12 protein-coding genes are annotated in these 14,904 nt (G+C 44.8%); 5 read left to right on the plus strand and 7 right to left on the minus strand.

Annotation, left to right across the window (positions count from 1 at the left end):
• A partial coding sequence (locus tag A136_RS01585) for an alpha-amylase family glycosyl hydrolase (protein ID WP_017064218.1) occupies positions 1-842 on the minus strand: 842 nt, incomplete at its 3' end.
• 433 nt (positions 843-1,275) lie between these two features.
• Between A136_RS01585 and lamB the strand changes: the two genes are divergently transcribed.
• Positions 1,276-2,496 (plus strand): maltoporin LamB, encoded by a 1,221-nt coding sequence (lamB, locus tag A136_RS01590; protein ID WP_017058853.1) that lies wholly within the window; start codon positions 1,276-1,278, stop codon positions 2,494-2,496.
• Positions 2,497-2,661: 165 nt separating this feature from the next.
• Positions 2,662-3,489 carry a MalM family protein gene (locus A136_RS01595; protein ID WP_017064219.1) on the plus strand — a complete coding sequence of 276 codons (828 nt, stop codon included), beginning with the start codon at positions 2,662-2,664 and terminating at the stop codon, positions 3,487-3,489.
• Between the two features lie 102 nt (positions 3,490-3,591).
• Here the strand turns inward: A136_RS01595 and A136_RS01600 are convergent, their stop codons facing one another.
• The 3 genes from A136_RS01600 to A136_RS01610 all read right to left on the minus strand — a co-directional run bounded on the left by A136_RS01600 (position 3,592) and on the right by A136_RS01610 (position 10,178).
• The gene (locus A136_RS01600; protein ID WP_017058851.1) at positions 3,592-3,921 is read right to left on the minus strand and encodes a hypothetical protein; all 330 of its coding nucleotides are present in this window, start codon (positions 3,919-3,921) and stop codon (positions 3,592-3,594) included.
• Between the two features lie 432 nt (positions 3,922-4,353).
• Positions 4,354-8,052, minus strand: coding sequence for a pullulanase-type alpha-1,6-glucosidase (gene pulA, locus A136_RS01605; RefSeq protein ID WP_017064220.1), 3,699 nt, complete (start codon positions 8,050-8,052; stop codon positions 4,354-4,356).
• Positions 8,053-8,405: 353 nt separating this feature from the next.
• Positions 8,406-10,178 carry an alpha-amylase family glycosyl hydrolase gene (locus A136_RS01610; protein WP_017064221.1) on the minus strand — a complete coding sequence of 591 codons (1,773 nt, stop codon included), beginning with the start codon at positions 10,176-10,178 and terminating at the stop codon, positions 8,406-8,408.
• Positions 10,179-10,334: 156 nt separating this feature from the next.
• Here A136_RS01610 and A136_RS01615 point away from each other — a divergent pair, with 156 nt between their 5' ends.
• Entirely contained in the window at positions 10,335-10,724 is a 390-nt protein-coding gene (locus tag A136_RS01615; protein WP_017064222.1) for a DUF1294 domain-containing protein, read from the plus strand.
• A gap of 55 nt (positions 10,725-10,779) precedes the next feature.
• On the opposite strand, the gene A136_RS01620 is transcribed toward A136_RS01615, so the two are convergent.
• A complete protein-coding gene (locus tag A136_RS01620) occupies positions 10,780-11,364 on the minus strand; it encodes a LysE family translocator (RefSeq protein WP_017064223.1) in 585 nt (194 codons plus the stop codon).
• Between the two features lie 140 nt (positions 11,365-11,504).
• Between A136_RS01620 and A136_RS01625 the strand changes: the two genes are divergently transcribed.
• The gene (locus tag A136_RS01625) at positions 11,505-11,945 is read left to right on the plus strand and encodes an Lrp/AsnC family transcriptional regulator (protein WP_009845852.1); all 441 of its coding nucleotides are present in this window, start codon (positions 11,505-11,507) and stop codon (positions 11,943-11,945) included.
• A gap of 26 nt (positions 11,946-11,971) precedes the next feature.
• A complete protein-coding gene (locus A136_RS01630; protein WP_017064224.1) occupies positions 11,972-12,901 on the plus strand; it encodes a LysR family transcriptional regulator in 930 nt (309 codons plus the stop codon).
• A gap of 140 nt (positions 12,902-13,041) precedes the next feature.
• Here A136_RS01630 and A136_RS01635 read toward each other — a convergent pair whose 3' ends face one another.
• Together A136_RS01635 and A136_RS01640 are read right to left on the minus strand one after the other, a co-directional pair.
• Positions 13,042-14,103 (minus strand): c-type cytochrome, encoded by a 1,062-nt coding sequence (locus A136_RS01635; RefSeq protein ID WP_017064225.1) that lies wholly within the window; start codon positions 14,101-14,103, stop codon positions 13,042-13,044.
• Positions 14,104-14,112: 9 nt separating this feature from the next.
• Positions 14,113-14,754, minus strand: coding sequence for a c-type cytochrome (locus tag A136_RS01640; protein ID WP_017064226.1), 642 nt, complete (start codon positions 14,752-14,754; stop codon positions 14,113-14,115).
• Positions 14,755-14,904 lie beyond the last annotated feature (150 nt).

The following is a 14,904-nucleotide window of genomic DNA, read 5'->3' on the forward strand; positions in this document are numbered from 1 at the left end:
CCCCAGCCAGTGAAGTTCGCGTAATGGCAGCCATGTTTAATGTAGTAGCGGCTATCGAGTGCTTTTAGGTTGAAGGTGGTTCCGCCTTCCCCACCTTCTGCTGTGTGGTTGTACACCACGTCTAGAATGACTTCGATGCCATTGCGGTGCAGTTCGCGAATCGCAGTCTTTAACTCGTTTACGGCATCTTTCTCTGCGTAGCGAGGGTCAGGCACCATAAACAAGTATGGGTTGTAGCCCCAATAGTTCACTTTACCCATGTCTAATAGGTGTGGTTCATGCATGCATGCGGCAATGGGCAAAAGCTGTAGAGAGTTGATATTTTGCTGTTTGTAGAACGCAAGCATTTCAGGGCTCACTAACCCTAAGTAGCGTCCTTTAGTATTGGCAGCCACTTCTGGGTGCAGTTGAGATAGACCTTTTACATGCGTTTCAAAAAGAACGGTATCTTCGCGGCTAATGCGTGGCTTTTCTACATCTTGCCAATCGAAGGTGTCATCAACAACGACACATTTCGCCATAGCAAAGCTTTTTTCATTGGTATATGGCGTGACGTAATCGAGCGGTTCGCTTATTGCTTTGGCATACGGGTCTGAAAGCAGGATAGGGCCATTGTCCGTTTCGGCAATGAAGCCGTATTTTTGCCCCGCTTTAATACCATCAATAAAGACATATCTGATATCAGCGTATTCATTTTCCAATTTATAAGTGGTGAATTCGTCGTTCTCGTCAAAAAGAGCGAGTGAAAGAGATTTACAGTCAGGAGAATAAATAGAGAAGTTGCAGCCAGTGTTACCTAGCGTTGCGCCTAGCGGATAAGGGCGAGCGAGCGTTCTAGTCATTGCTTGATTTCTTGTTCGTTTATCAACATCAGTGAACTATTAGTAAAAGGCTTTGTCACAGTAAGGTCAAGCAACTTCACAGATTAATTACGGTAAAAAAATAATTCATCGATGAAGTTCAAATTATATATTTGAGCTAGATCTCACTTATGTTGAATAATTAGATCTGTGTGCTGTCTACTCCTCCTATATTAAGTGATCTACCTCTTTAAAACACCATTCTGTATATTTCCTACTCCCCTCTAGTCCCCCTTAATTAACTTAGGGGCGGAGGAAGTCAAACTTGTCATCCCCTCTTAATATTGACCCCGTTGAAACGAATCAGGGGAAACCCTAAACCTCTCTATCTTACGACTACCATTACTGCCTTTGGTTGCCGCAAGAGAGCAAAAATATAAAAACCTAAAATAAATCGTCCTTAATGGAGTTAAGAATGAAAAAAGTAAGTTTGATTGCTGTTGCAGTGGCAACTACATTAGCTGCTGGCTCTGCGTTCGCTGTAGATTTTAATGGCTACATGCGTGCTGGTACTGGTATTAGCGGTAACGGTAACGGCGACGTATCAGTAAATAAAAACGGTATTGGTCGTCTAGGTAACGAAAATGACAACTACTACGAGTTTGGTCTAGCTGAAGAACTAAAAACTGGCGAGCAAACGTGGCGCGTAGAATCTATGATTGCTCAAGGCAACAACGGTTCTAATGGTTGGGAAGACGGTGATTTCAACGTTGCACAATTTGCTGTTAAAGCTAAAGGCGTGATCGCTTCAGACAAAGAAGCAACGCTTTGGGCTGGTAAAACATACTACCAACGTAAAGATATCCACATCACTGACTTTTACTTCCTAAACACGTCAGGTACCGGTGGTGGTATTGAAAACTTATCTATTGGTGACCAGAAGCTTTCTGTTGCGCTGATTCAAGACGGTGACCACGACGAGTCTACAGGTTACATTTTTGATGCTCGTCTAGCGAACATTGGCCTATGGCAAGATGCATCTCTAGAGCTAGCATTAGCGTACAACTTTGCAACTGACTCTGATGATAAGAGTGAAGAAGCGGATGATGGCCTACTAGCTTCTGCGATCATTCACCAAGGTATGGATAACGGTTTCCACCAAACTATCCTTCAATACGGTACTAACGGTTACGGTGTTCAGGCGGCTAACTTCTGGGGTTCAGGTACATACTACGCTCGTGGTACTGAAGCATTCAACGATGCATCTGGTTTCCGTTTGATCAACTGGGGTGTAATGAACCTAGGCGAATCTTGGGAAATGGGTCACCAACTAGCATACCTATCTGGTAGCGACATCGGTGGTCAAGCTGCAGGCGTTTACACAAACAAAAACTTTGATATCGACCAGTACTCTGTAGTTGCTCGTCCAATGTTTAAGTGGAACGACACTATGCGTACTATCTTCGAAGCAGGTTACAATGCTGGTGAGAAAATTTCAGACAGCGGTTTAGCTAAAGAAGATTTCGGTAACGCTAAGTTCACAGTAGCTCAAGCTTGGGCTATGGGTGACAGCTTCTGGGCTCGTCCTGAAATTCGTGTTTACGGTTCTTACATCCTAGATACTGAAAACAAAGATGCATTCAACGGCGACGATACTGAGTACGTGTTCGGTATCCAAGCTGAAGCTTGGTGGTAAACACTTAGCTTAACAAATCCTAAACTGTCCTAATTCATAGCCGGCTCGCGTCGGCTATTTTTTTAAGGAATGTACGATTAAGTTGATCGTTCCCTAGGTGAATAGTTCTCTTTGTGGTAATTAAAGTTAGTAAATTTCTTAAAAAAATAACAAGAAGGAAGGGTTATGTATTTTAAAGCTCTAATGTTGAGTGGTTGTGTTGCGTTGGCCGGTTGTCAATCTGCACAAGTAGTCGAGCAAGTGCAAGTGGCACAGGCTGAACAAGTTAACTCTATTGCTGGTCTTCAATTTGCCCCGATGAAGCTTCCAAGCTCGGCAATTTTCGATGTAACACCAGACAGTCAAATTTTAAACTATCAGGGTATAAACAGCCCTGTAGTAGCGATCGAGCTACCAGCGGATCGCGGTGAATACTCTATTAAGATCACCAGCATGATCGGTGATACAGCATTTGTGCCGAATGCCGTGATTTACGATAAAAACGGTCGCGAGTTAGAGCGTTATGGCAAAGAGAGCTTCGAATACGCGAAGCCTAGGTTGCATTTGGGCAACCGTCTTGTTGCAGAAAATGATTTTTACCCACCGACAACTGCTGAATCTGTTTACTTAGTTATCTATACAGAGCAAGAAGATCTTGGTGGTTTTACTGATGTCATTCACCCTGCACGTTTAGATGCGGAAGGCCGCGGTAACTACCTGCCAGAAGTAAAAGACATCCCCGTTCCAAACGCGAATGTCGGTAAGATTGAAGTGACTATTGATAGAGTGGGCTTCTTCTCATTTGGCTCTAGCAGTGAATCTAACGCTAAACCAGCGGCAGCAGCTAAGGTTGAGACTATTCAACCAGAAACACAAACTTACTACCATAATGCCATTCAAGCAGCAGTAGACGCAGACAATATTCCCAAAGCACTTAGCTTATTAGATGAAGCAAAAGCCCTTGGTATTGAAGGTGCACAAGAAGCCTTTGTGCGAGCCGTCAACGCCAAGTAATATAGATAAAGGGTTCCTTTAAAAGTGCAATGCTTGTAAGTTAAGCATCGGTTAGCATCTTCTAAGGAACCCTATCGAATACCGCTTTAATGTATATGCTTTTTATTTGCAATGTTCAGCAACTTTCTCGCCTAAAGGGACTTCTGTATTTTCGCATTTTGATACGTGACCAGTAGTCGTTTCCCCTGCTTTATCCGTTTCCATATATTGATCAACATTACCGTTGCTTTCAAGTGTTTGCAGTGCCTGTTTGTGCGCGGCATTTTCAGCTTGTATTTGTTGCGTTGTTGCAGTGCTAGGAGTATGTGCCAGGGCGCGAGCAGCGTCGGTAGATTCTACAAGATCAGTGGTATTAGCCAAAGCCATCCCGCCCATCAATGCTGTAGTCACGATGCCCATTTGGATGGTTTTGATGATATGTTTACGGTTCATGGAAGTTTTCCTAATCAAAATTTAACGACACCGCAAACAACTGCGGTGTTTTGCTGTTGATAGAATATTACATCGAGAATTGAATGTATTTTAATCGTAATTGTAGGGCGTAACCCTTCAAAAAAGGCTGCCAGGATTAATTCTGTTCACTTAAGGGAGAGCGGCATTCCTACTATGATATATCGTTAAGATTTGGTTTTAACGGTTCTAAGGAATATCCTTTCCCTTTAGTTCTAAGTTTTCAGCCATGTAATCGAATGTAGGGGCTATAAAGTATGGTTGGAAATGCCCCGAATTTTAATGGGCGATGCAGTTGTTTATTATTTGCTTAAATCTGCTGGGTTCAATAGTTGTAAAAAAGGGAGACTGACGTCTCCCAAAGGCTAGCTTTCGCTTGTTTTATTATCTGTTACTTGAACCTAAGCTTGGAGCTTAATTCTTAGTGACAGATACCACAGCTTTGTCTACATTGTCGTCAAGCTCGTGAATGGCATTCAAGGTGAAGGTGTAGCTGCCCGCTTCCGTTACGCTCAATTGGCAATTGCCACCTGTGCCAATATCGATTGACCCGCTTGCAAGCTCTACAGAATCGCAACCAAAGTTAGGTGTTTTCCAATCAGCATCTGCAAACTTGAAGCCATAGTTACCTGCTTCCAAATTGCCTGTTACAGAATAAACCCCATTAGCAACAAAGCTCATCGCCCAATCATCAACAGGGTTCCAACCATTCATATCCCCACGAACATACACGGTTGTTTGGCCGTATGGCGGAATGCTCGATACATCCTTGCCAGAGTTATCAACCGGCAAACCAGCGCCTTGAGCACCGTTTTGTGCTTGTACAAACACAGCTGTCGTTAGTGCCGGAACTGTGAATGATTCATTAGCAAAGCTTGCACCTTTTACTGTGTCGTCAGCCGAGTTTTGTTGAACGTCATGAAGTGTAAAGCCGGTTGCTCCTGTGATTTTGAATGATTGAGATTTATTAGTTGAGTTTACAACTGCCACAATCGCATCATTTGCAGGGTCAAGATCGTCGCCCGCAGACACGCCATCATCGATCGACATGACAATCAGGCCTTCGACTTGATCTTCGCCAACGTTACGGAAGTCGACACGCTTCATAACTTCGTCAGCTGTATCTAAGCGGAACAGTTCGCTTGAGCTACGGATCTTTAATAGCTCTAGGAATTGCTGCTTAGTCAGCTCAATGTCGTCTGAGTCTGGTTTAGCCGCGCTGTCAGCAATGATTGTTTTGATCAGATCCCAGTTTGCACCATCTTTATCTTCACGAGGTAAGCCAACATTCCAGTTGTTGTCCGTCCCATCAAACATGACGCGGTTGTACCAGTCACCAGAATCGTAAGAATCGCGCTGCATAGACTTAGATCGTAGCAGTTCAGAACCCATATGGATGAATGGTATGCCTTGGCCTAACATCACGGTAGAGAGTGATACAGACTGCATGCGAGCACGCTCTGCAGAGCTAGTACCAGTGGCGATCTTGTAAGCGTTGTTATCCCAAAGTGTTTGGTTATCGTGTTTGGAAACGTAAGAGATGTTCTCGGAAGGCATCTTGGTGTAACCAGCTGGCGCGCCGTTGTAATCAACGTTTTTACCCAGTTTGGTATCGCCTTTGTAATCAATCAGTACGTATTCTGCGAGGTTACCTGCCATACCTAAACGAACAAGGTCTTGGTTATGTAAACGACCATTGATCGAATCTTGATCAACTTTGGTTTCTTCGTTGGCAATCGCTGCGTTACCAAAGCCTTGGTTAAAGCGAAGTGGGTGGTTCCCTTCTGAGTCGACACCACCATCGAATGGGCTACCACCACGAACGGCGTCACGCAAACGGTCTGAGAAGGTACCGATTTCTGTACCTGCCATGTTGATTTGGTTCGCTTGATCGAAGCGGGCGTTGTTGGCGACTTCACCAAAGTCCCAGCCTTCCCCGTAGAACAGAGTATTCGGGTCGATTTTGCGCACTTCTTCCAATGCTTCGACCATTACATCTTTTGGCTGGTGGCCCATCAAGTCAAAACGGAAACCATCCACTTTGTAGTCGTCAGCCCACACCTTAAGTGAGTCGACCATCAATTTACCCATCATCAGGTTTTCGGTCGCAGTGTTGTCACAACAAGTCGAGTTTTCTACGCCACCAGTGTTGACGTTAAGACGGTGGTAGTACCCAGGGACAATCTTATCCAGTACCGACTTATCGTTCACACCAGACGCATTGGTGTGGTTGTATACCACGTCCATGATCAGCTTAAGATCCATGTCGTGCGTAGCTTTGACCATCTGACGGAATTCGAGAATACGCTGAGAACCATTAGGATCGGTCGCGTAACTTCCCTCAGGAACTGTGTAATGGAATGGGTCGTAGCCCCAGTTGAAGCTATCAAGCATACGAAGGTCATTCATTAATGCTTGTGCGTCACCCGTTGAAGGGTCATAACCATCGAGTACGTCTTCGATGACTTTGTTTTCGTCTTCGCTTCCACATAAGGTAGCTGTCGGTTTTACATCACACAGTTTTCCTACGGTGTCGGTGATATCAACACGGCTCGCGGCATCTTCATCGACGGTAGCGATATCAAATGCTGGTAAGATATGCAGCGTAGTTAAACCTGCTTCTTGGAGAGCTTGTAGGTGTTTGACCGACTCACGATCGGCTTCTGTAAGAGCGAGGTACTTGCCATTTAGGCTAGCTGTGCCGAGCTTATCGCTGAAGCTAAAGTCACGTAGGTGTGATTCGTAAAGTACGTGGTCTTCGTCTTTTTCTACGGTTGGTCGTTGGTAGTTGTCCCAGTTCGCTGGTTTCAAGGTTGAATCATTTAGGTCAATCACTTGAGAGTATGCCGAATTCTTCGATAAGCTGAGAGAATATGGGTCTGTCACTAGGCGAGTCTCAATGTTGCCTGTGGTTGGGTGGTAAACCTTCACTTGGTAGCGATAGTAACTGTTGACAGCGTTAGGTACCGCGTCAGTCGCCCAAATACCCGTCTCAGTGCTTTCTGTCATTGGAAAAACTTGTGAGCTTTTCAGGTCTTCGCTGTAAAGAACTAGCTCTACATCTTGCGCGGTTGGTGCCCAAAGCTTGAAGGTCGCCGCACTGCCTTCAACAATTGCGCCTAGTTCTTCAGCCATTGCATTACCAGCATCTTCGCTAGCAAATACCGCATCAAGCACACCAGGTTTTTGAACCTCAGTTGAAGAGATAACATCGCCATTGGCATTGTAGGCAACAAAAATTATCTGAGATTTTAAAATAGTGCGAAGTGTGCTGTCGTCAACATCGATAGCTAGGGCAGGTAAGCTTGCAAGGTGTCGGAAACGCTCTTTCAATTCAGAAGATAGTTCTCCGTCTTTGCTTAGTTCAATTGCAGTTCCACCGACAATCTCTTTGTCATCGTTCATTGTGATGCTGTTGTCTAGTGCATAGAAAAGCTTCACAGAGTCTGCATTGCTAGCCGCTTCCCAACCAATTGTGGTTGCATCTAGCCAGTGTGCTTTTTGACCATCAATATTGACTGGGCGCTCTGAAATTGGGTCGTAGTACAACTCGCTGCTGCCATGGAAACCAAATACGCCTTGTGAATCGCCAAGCTTAGTTAACTCGACTTTTGAGTTCGCACTGCCAAATGCTTTCTCATCACCATTGTGCAAGATGAAGTTCATGCATTTGTGTGGGTCAGAGGCATCTGGGTCAACTTTCAACACATAATAGGCACCGTAAGTATCGCTGATACCATCGTATTCGTAAGGGCTGTTCCAATCGGTTCCGGTTTCACTCAACCCCATGCCGACTAAGTCTGTGCTAGTACAGCCTTCGCCATTCCACAGGTGAAGTCCCCAACCGTCGTAAGTAGAGCCAGATGAGCTGGCAGCGGCAACATCGCGTTTGTAGTAAATAACGACTTCGTTTTCAGCTGCAGGGTATAAACCACTGTTGCCAGGGGCTGTACCGTTGTCGCTATCATTATCACTACCACAACCCGCGATCAAAGTAGCGGTGAAGAGCGGTAACATTGCTTTGGCCAATGTAGAGCGTTTGAAGCTCTTCTTTTTGGTATTGTTGAAGGTATTTCGTAGAGAGATAATTTTATTAATATTTATGTTGTTCACGTTTTAATATCCATATTTCACTTTTTATGAAGATGAATATCCTAGTCTTAACGATGGTCAACTATTTGTGATGGCTATGTATAAAGTTATTTTTAATATATAAAAATAGGAAACATAGTGTCAATATCACGCTTTGTATTTGGTTTAAGTTAAATTTATTGGATCAATAACTCATATGTTTAATATCAATAGTAGAAGGCGTAGAGGATGGGAGTAGATAATAAGGATGAGAGCTCATCCTTATTAATGTGAGGAAGGTATCGAATTGAGGTGACGTTAATTTAATGTGGGAATTAAGTTATTTATCAATTAGCTAAAAGCGAGCTGTTCGGTAATTTATATTGATAGGTATATCATCCATTTAAGGATAACACCCAAGCCAAAGACGCCAGCGGTTTCAATTCAATATTAAAACTGCCAACACTGTTCTCAATGTCGAGCACTTGTTGCGCTATGCCTTCAATATATTCATTGAGTATGTAACGACCATCAACTAATTTGAGTTTTTGGATTACATCACTTGGAATCTTTAAGTGAATATTTTCAGTGGTATGTTGGCTGAAATTAGCTGCAACAATGGTTAGCTCTTGGTGGTCAGAGCGCAGAAATGCGTAGACTGAATCACTTAAGTTACAGCACTGGTGTAAGTCTTGGTAATCACCTGTTATCGATGAGTGCTCTAGCGAAAAGTTCATTACCTTTTGATAGAAGTGACGCAGCTGCTTTTCGTTTTCGTCTAATAGCCCGCCATCGAATGCGCCGTGGTTCATCCACTTTTGGTGTTGTGGGACTCCGATGTAGTCAAATATGGAAGTTCGTGAGGGCTGTCCAAAGCCTGCATTCTCCGCGCCCGGTTCGCCGACTTCTTGCCCAAAGTAGATCATGGTTGGAGAACTACTCAATAACGCGCTGACTAGCATTGCAGGCTTCGCTATATTTGGGTCACCTACAAATTCAGGAGACGCGATGCGTTGCTCGTCATGGTTATCCAAGAAGTGCAGCATGTGATGTTCAATATCCATCATTTGATGTTGGATTTTGGGGATGATAGCCGTGGAAGTATTGCCTAGCATGATGTCTTTTAGACCGTCGTACAGATCTACTTTGTCATAGAGGTAGTCCATTTTGCCTAAGTGGATATAGTCGCGATATAAGTCCGGTTGGTACACCTCAGCCATTAAAAAGGCATCTTGGTTTTTCATCTTTATAGATGAATTAAGGTAGCTCCAAAATTCGACTGGAACCATCTCAGCCATATCGTAGCGAAACCCATCAACACCTTTATTCAACCAAAACAAGGCGATATCTCGGAATTTAGCCCAAGAGTTAGGCACATAAACAGATTCCCAGAAACGGAAATGATCCATGTAATTGCGTTGAGCATAGTCACTCGGTAGTTCAGGGAAGTCTTTTGAACCGTCTGGTCGCATGCCATAATTGATTTTCACCGTTTCATACCAATCATCGAAACTAGGCTTGGCTAAACGTGAGCCGTTACCTGTCCATTTGGCGGGCGTCTCTATAAACGGGGAGTTTAGGTTGGGATGCTGTTCACCACCTAGCGGCGTAAAGGCGGGCTCTATGTCTGGCAATTCAAAGGTGCTGTTGGGAATGTAGTAGAAGTTATTGTCTTTGTGGTATTCCAGCGTTGTGTCATCTTGAGCGCCGAAGTCACTGACACCTTCTGGGTTGTTTAAGCCTTTATAATGACGCGCAACGTGATTCGGTACGATATCGATAATCACTTTTAAACCATTGTCGTGACTTCTTTTGATTAGTGCCTCGAACTCCTCTAGTCGGCATTCAGGGTTGTCTGCGAGATCTGGGTTTACGGAATAGTAGTCTTTGACGGCATATGGTGATCCCGCACGGCCTTTTACCACGCTAGGGTGATCGTCTGAAATACCAAGGTGCTTGTAGTCATTGATGAGCGCATGATGTGGCACTCCGGTATACCAAATATGAGTCATACCGAGTTTGCGGATTTCAGACAGCGCTTTGTCGGTAAAATCACTGAACTTACCGACGCCATTTTGCTCGATTGTGCCCCATGGAACATGTTGGGTGTTTTTATTGCCAAATAAACGCGTAAAAACTTGGTAGATGGCGTACTTTTGGTTGTACATATTTATAATTCCTTTAACTTCCATCATGTTATGTAGGGATGAAAGGGCTTGTTTATTCTTTGCAGGCTAACCGAATTACAATATGCCTTACTCATCCTTATCAAAATCTACAGGGCGTAATTGCTACAGTATGTGAGCTGTTGCTCAAAAGGAGTCATGTTGTCTTCATCTATTCAAATCGTTATCACTTATTTGGTTCTGGTGGCGGTGTCTGTGTTGTTTGCGGAAAGTTCTAAAGCGCTGTTGGTGTGGTATTTGGTTATCGGTTTCGTGACGTTTTTTGTGTACGCGAAGGACAAGCGAGCAGCGATCAATGGCAATTGGCGTGTGCCAGAGAAAACTCTGCATATTTTTTCTGTTGCTGGTGGCTGGCTAGGGGCGTTGATTGCTCAAGATAAGCTGCGTCATAAAACGCAGAAGCAGCCGTTCAGAGCCATATATTGGGTGACAGTGGCAGTGAATGTTGCGGCGTTTGTGTGGACGTTAACGCCGAGCGGGCAGACGATGTTTGGTCGTTGGCTTAGTGAACTTGTGGGTTATTTATAAAGAGAATAACGGTTAGCACAGGAGTACCAACCGTTAAAATACAGAAGTTATTCGACTAGAGCATCGGAATGGTCGATGCTAGAAGCAAGCCAGCCATACCGTAGTTGAAGCTTTTAATGCGGACTGGTGTTGTTAACCAGTGTTGTAGTTGCTTGCCTGCTGCCGTCCAGAAGGTCACAGAAGGCAAGTTGGCTAGCGTGAAGATACCTGCGATGATTGCAAGCTCCCACCATGAACTGCCGCTGCTATAAACTGAAATCGCAGTCAGCGCCATTGACCAACCTTTAGGGTTCACCCACTGAAAACTGGCAGCGCCGAGGAAGGTCATTGGTTTAAAAGCTTCAGTACTTTTCGCTTTGCCGCTCAATGCTATCTTGATTGCAAGGTACACGAGGTAAGCAAGGCTCAGGTATTTCAGTATTTGGTGAGTAACTGGGTACGCGTTGAAAATGCCCATTAAACCGAAGCCAACCAGCAGCAACATGGCTGCAAACCCTAGAGCAATGCCAAGCATGTGTGGAATAGTACGGGCAAAGCCAACATTTGCTCCTGATGTCATGAGCATGATGTTATTTGGACCTGGTGTGAAGGTCGAGACGAACGCAAACAAGGCAAGTGCGCTAAGTTGTTCTAAAGGCATTATGGTTCTCCAGCAAAAAATGAACGAAGTGACTGACCGGTCATGACTTTCACGTGTTGAGAAACATAGTAGGTGGAAAGTGAGGCAATTATGTGCTTTTATTTCCTCTATTATCACTAAATGCACAATAATAAGTACTTATGGATAGGTTTGACGAAAGGATATTGCAAGAGCTTAAATTGGACGGCAGAATCTCCAACATTGAGCTTTCAGAACGGATTGGCTTGTCGGCTTCTGCGACCTTAAGGCGAGTACAAGATCTCGAGCGTAAAGGGATCATTCAAGGTTACCGTGCAGTTCTGGATAATGGCCTGATGGGCGTTGGCTTTATTGCTTACGTTTCGATTGGTTTATCGAGCCACAGCAAAGCGGCTCAACTAGAGTTTGAACAGCATGTCAGTATGGAAAAAGAGGTGGTGGAGTGCCACAACATTACCGGTGCCAACGAGTACTTGCTAAGGGTAGAAACCAAAGATCTACCGGGCTATAAGAAGTTTCATGCCGATGTGCTTGGGGAATGTGCTCAGGTGCAATCTATTACGACTATGGTTGTGATGGATACCCCTAAAGACGAACGCTAGTCGAGTTTTATTTCAGGAGAGGCGCAGTGCCAAATACTAATCAGTTGTTATTGTTCTTAGATGTGGTTCAACAAGGGTCGTTTACCAAAGCGGCAACCTTACATGATATGGACAACTCATCACTCTCTAAACAGATCAAAAAGCTCGAGCAAGATTTAGGTGTTCAGCTGCTGAACCGCTCTACACGCTCGTTTTCGTTGACGTCGGCAGGGGAAGATATTCTCGCACAAACCTATGTACTGAAAGACACCATCAATCAGATTCAAGGCATTGCAGATTCATACCAGTCAGAGCCAAAAGGCGTGCTACGAATTACTTCACCGATCTATTTTGGGCAGCAATATTTGCAACCTATCATCACTCAGTTCATGAGAAAGTACCCAGATGTTCAGATCGTACTTTCACTAGACGATAAGATCGCCAATATCATTGCAGGGCAGTTTGATATCGCGTTTCGCTTCAGTAAGCTTGTTGAATCGAATTTGATTGCGAAGAAGATTGCCGACAGTAATTTCATGTTGGTCGCGTCAAACGATTTTGTGAAGCAGCACGGTGAACCGAAAACGCCACAAGATCTACTCGCTCTACCTGCGGTGATTTATACCAATGGTGATATGACGGTCGACCATCTGCGCATTAGTGAAGAGCCGGGAGGTAATACCTTCCAGAGCCTAACGATTCGTGGCAACTATAAGGTGAGTGATGTTCGTACTATGGTGTCTTGTGTGAAAGATGGTCTAGGTTATGGCTTCCTTGATCAATCAAACCTGTATGCCTCAATGAAAGAACTTGGCTTGGTCACTTTACTGCCGGATTATCCGATCTCTACGATTGATACCGCAATCTACGCTGTGTATCCGCACCGTAAGCAAACCAAACTAGTCAAAGAATTCATCACTACGGTTCAAGACTATATTGGCTCTCCGACCATTTGGGAAAAGATGCAGCAAGATTAGCTGAATCTCTAATCGTTCAAACATAAAAAAGGAGCCAGAACGTCGAACGATCTGGCTCCTTTTTATTCCTCCGGCTATAGCTGATTTACAATGTAAAGCTTAGCTATATCTGGCGTGAATGGCTCTTTTACTAATGTCTATCAATGCTCATGAATCACTTCTTTACCACTTGGGTAGGCTTTTGAACCCAGTACATTACCGTCGACTTCTTTACCATAGTAACCTTGGTGGTTGTGGTAGCGCTTAGCATTGCTAGCAACATCACCTTTGTATCGAGGATCTTGTGGGCGTTCATGACTATTCACAAATGCAGCCACATCCCATGCATCTTGAATCGAAAGTTGCTGGCTCTTTCCAAGCGGCATGTTTTCATAGATGAAATAGGCAGCGGTGTTCACCCGGTGCATACCCGCGCCCCAGTTATACGCGTTTTCGCCCCACAATGGTGGAAAGTATGAACGTCCGTCAGCCCCTTTAATACCTTCACCATTTTGACCATGACAGGTTTGGCAGTTGGTTTGGTAAACCTTTTCACCACGCGCTATCGATGGCTCTTGTTCAGGATTATCAATCTTAGGATAGCCACGCCCTGCCAACTTACTGCGGCCATCGATTGGGTATTTGCTTAACAGCTCTTCAGGGAGAGGGAAGCTTTCCGCTTTACCACCGACTTGTAAGTCGGCATCGCTAATCTCAGGAACGGGTGTATCTTGCATGCCGTTCTTGTCTAAGATGCCGCCCATCGCCAGCCAGTATGAATACGCCGTCAGTGCGACCATCTCTTTTGAACCCTCAGCCGGTGGCAGACCATTCATTGAGTAGGTGAAGCAACCTTGGATACGTTCTGCGTAGCTGTTTACCTTGTCATTCTTAGAACGATACGCAGGGTAGGCCATGTACGCACCCCAAAGAGGGGCAGCGTTAGGCTTCATGCCCGCTTGCATGTGGCAGTTGACACAGTTTTGTTCATTGCCGACGAACGTACCACGCATCTGTTGTGAATCGACAAACAGGGAATAGCCCAGTTTTACTTTGTCACCAAATTCCCCATCAGGAATATCTACCAAGTCGCGTGGCACCAGATATTTATTATCTTGTGGTTTTTCAACGGCGGGCAGTTCGGTTTGGCGATCTGGCAACTCTGCTTCGGCATAAGCGATTCCAGAGGCAAGGGTTGCGGTAATTAGAAGTAATGTTTTCATGCGAGCCCTTTAGTATCGGAAAGAGGCGAAGTAGTAAGACAGGTTTTTGATCTCATCGTCGGTTAACTTGCCCGCGATATTACCCATCATGTTCAAATCATCACCCTTACGAGTGCCATTTTTCCAGGCGTTGAGCTGAGTTTGAATGTAGTCGGCATGCTGGCTTGCTAGGCGCGGGAATTTGTCCACGCCCATACCGCTTGGCCCATGACAGGTTGCACAGGCTGGAATGTTTCTATCCCAATCGCCTTGGAATACAAGTTTACGATAGGGGTTATCGATATCAGCCTGTGAGCCGCGCTGCTCTAAATCGGTAAATTCGTATGAAGGTAGTGATGCAAAGTATTCTGCGACCTCACGACGAACAGCGGGATCAGATACACCGTCAGCCATTCCCTTCATGATCGCGCTTTGACGCTCACCACTTGAGAACAGAACCAGTTGATGTTCTAGATAGTCAGCATTGAGCCCTGCAAGCATAGGGGCAATGTTGGGCATGCCTTTACCGTCGGCTTGATGGCAGCCGCTACAAGTTTCTGCGGCTTCTGGCATTGGATTGGGTGCTGCTTGTGCAAAAGCGGATAAAGAAAGGCTTCCTAGAGCAGCGATGCAAAGCGTTAGAGTTTGAGTTTTAATTGTCAGCTTAGTCATGAGGCGTCGCTATTGGTTGTAATGCACGCATTTTCGACATAATTGGTTGTTCGCGCTATTGTGGATTTCCACATTAATTCACTTGGAACTTGAGGTGAGTCTCACATTAATAACCTCAGTTACCATAATGGTATTGATGTGAACTTCTAT

This window comes from Vibrio crassostreae 9ZC13 (genome assembly GCF_000272045.2).
Classification (GTDB): Bacteria; Pseudomonadota; Gammaproteobacteria; order Enterobacterales; family Vibrionaceae; genus Vibrio; species Vibrio crassostreae_C.

Bases quoted from the DNA above. Each gene is read 5' to 3' on its own strand.
- lamB (WP_017058853.1), top strand. From the start codon at position 1,276: ATGAAAAAAGTAAGTTTGATTGCTGTTGCAGTGGCAACTACATTAGCT.
- A136_RS01595 (WP_017064219.1), top strand. From the start codon at position 2,662: ATGTATTTTAAAGCTCTAATGTTGAGTGGTTGTGTTGCGTTGGCCGGT.
- A136_RS01600 (WP_017058851.1), bottom strand. From the start codon at position 3,921: ATGAACCGTAAACATATCATCAAAACCATCCAAATGGGCATCGTGACT.
- A136_RS01610 (WP_017064221.1), bottom strand. From the start codon at position 10,178: ATGTACAACCAAAAGTACGCCATCTACCAAGTTTTTACGCGTTTATTT.
- A136_RS01615 (WP_017064222.1), top strand. From the start codon at position 10,335: ATGTTGTCTTCATCTATTCAAATCGTTATCACTTATTTGGTTCTGGTG.
- A136_RS01620 (WP_017064223.1), bottom strand. From the start codon at position 11,364: ATGCCTTTAGAACAACTTAGCGCACTTGCCTTGTTTGCGTTCGTCTCG.
- A136_RS01625 (WP_009845852.1), top strand. From the start codon at position 11,505: ATGGATAGGTTTGACGAAAGGATATTGCAAGAGCTTAAATTGGACGGC.
- A136_RS01635 (WP_017064225.1), bottom strand. From the start codon at position 14,103: ATGAAAACATTACTTCTAATTACCGCAACCCTTGCCTCTGGAATCGCT.
- A136_RS01640 (WP_017064226.1), bottom strand. From the start codon at position 14,754: ATGACTAAGCTGACAATTAAAACTCAAACTCTAACGCTTTGCATCGCT.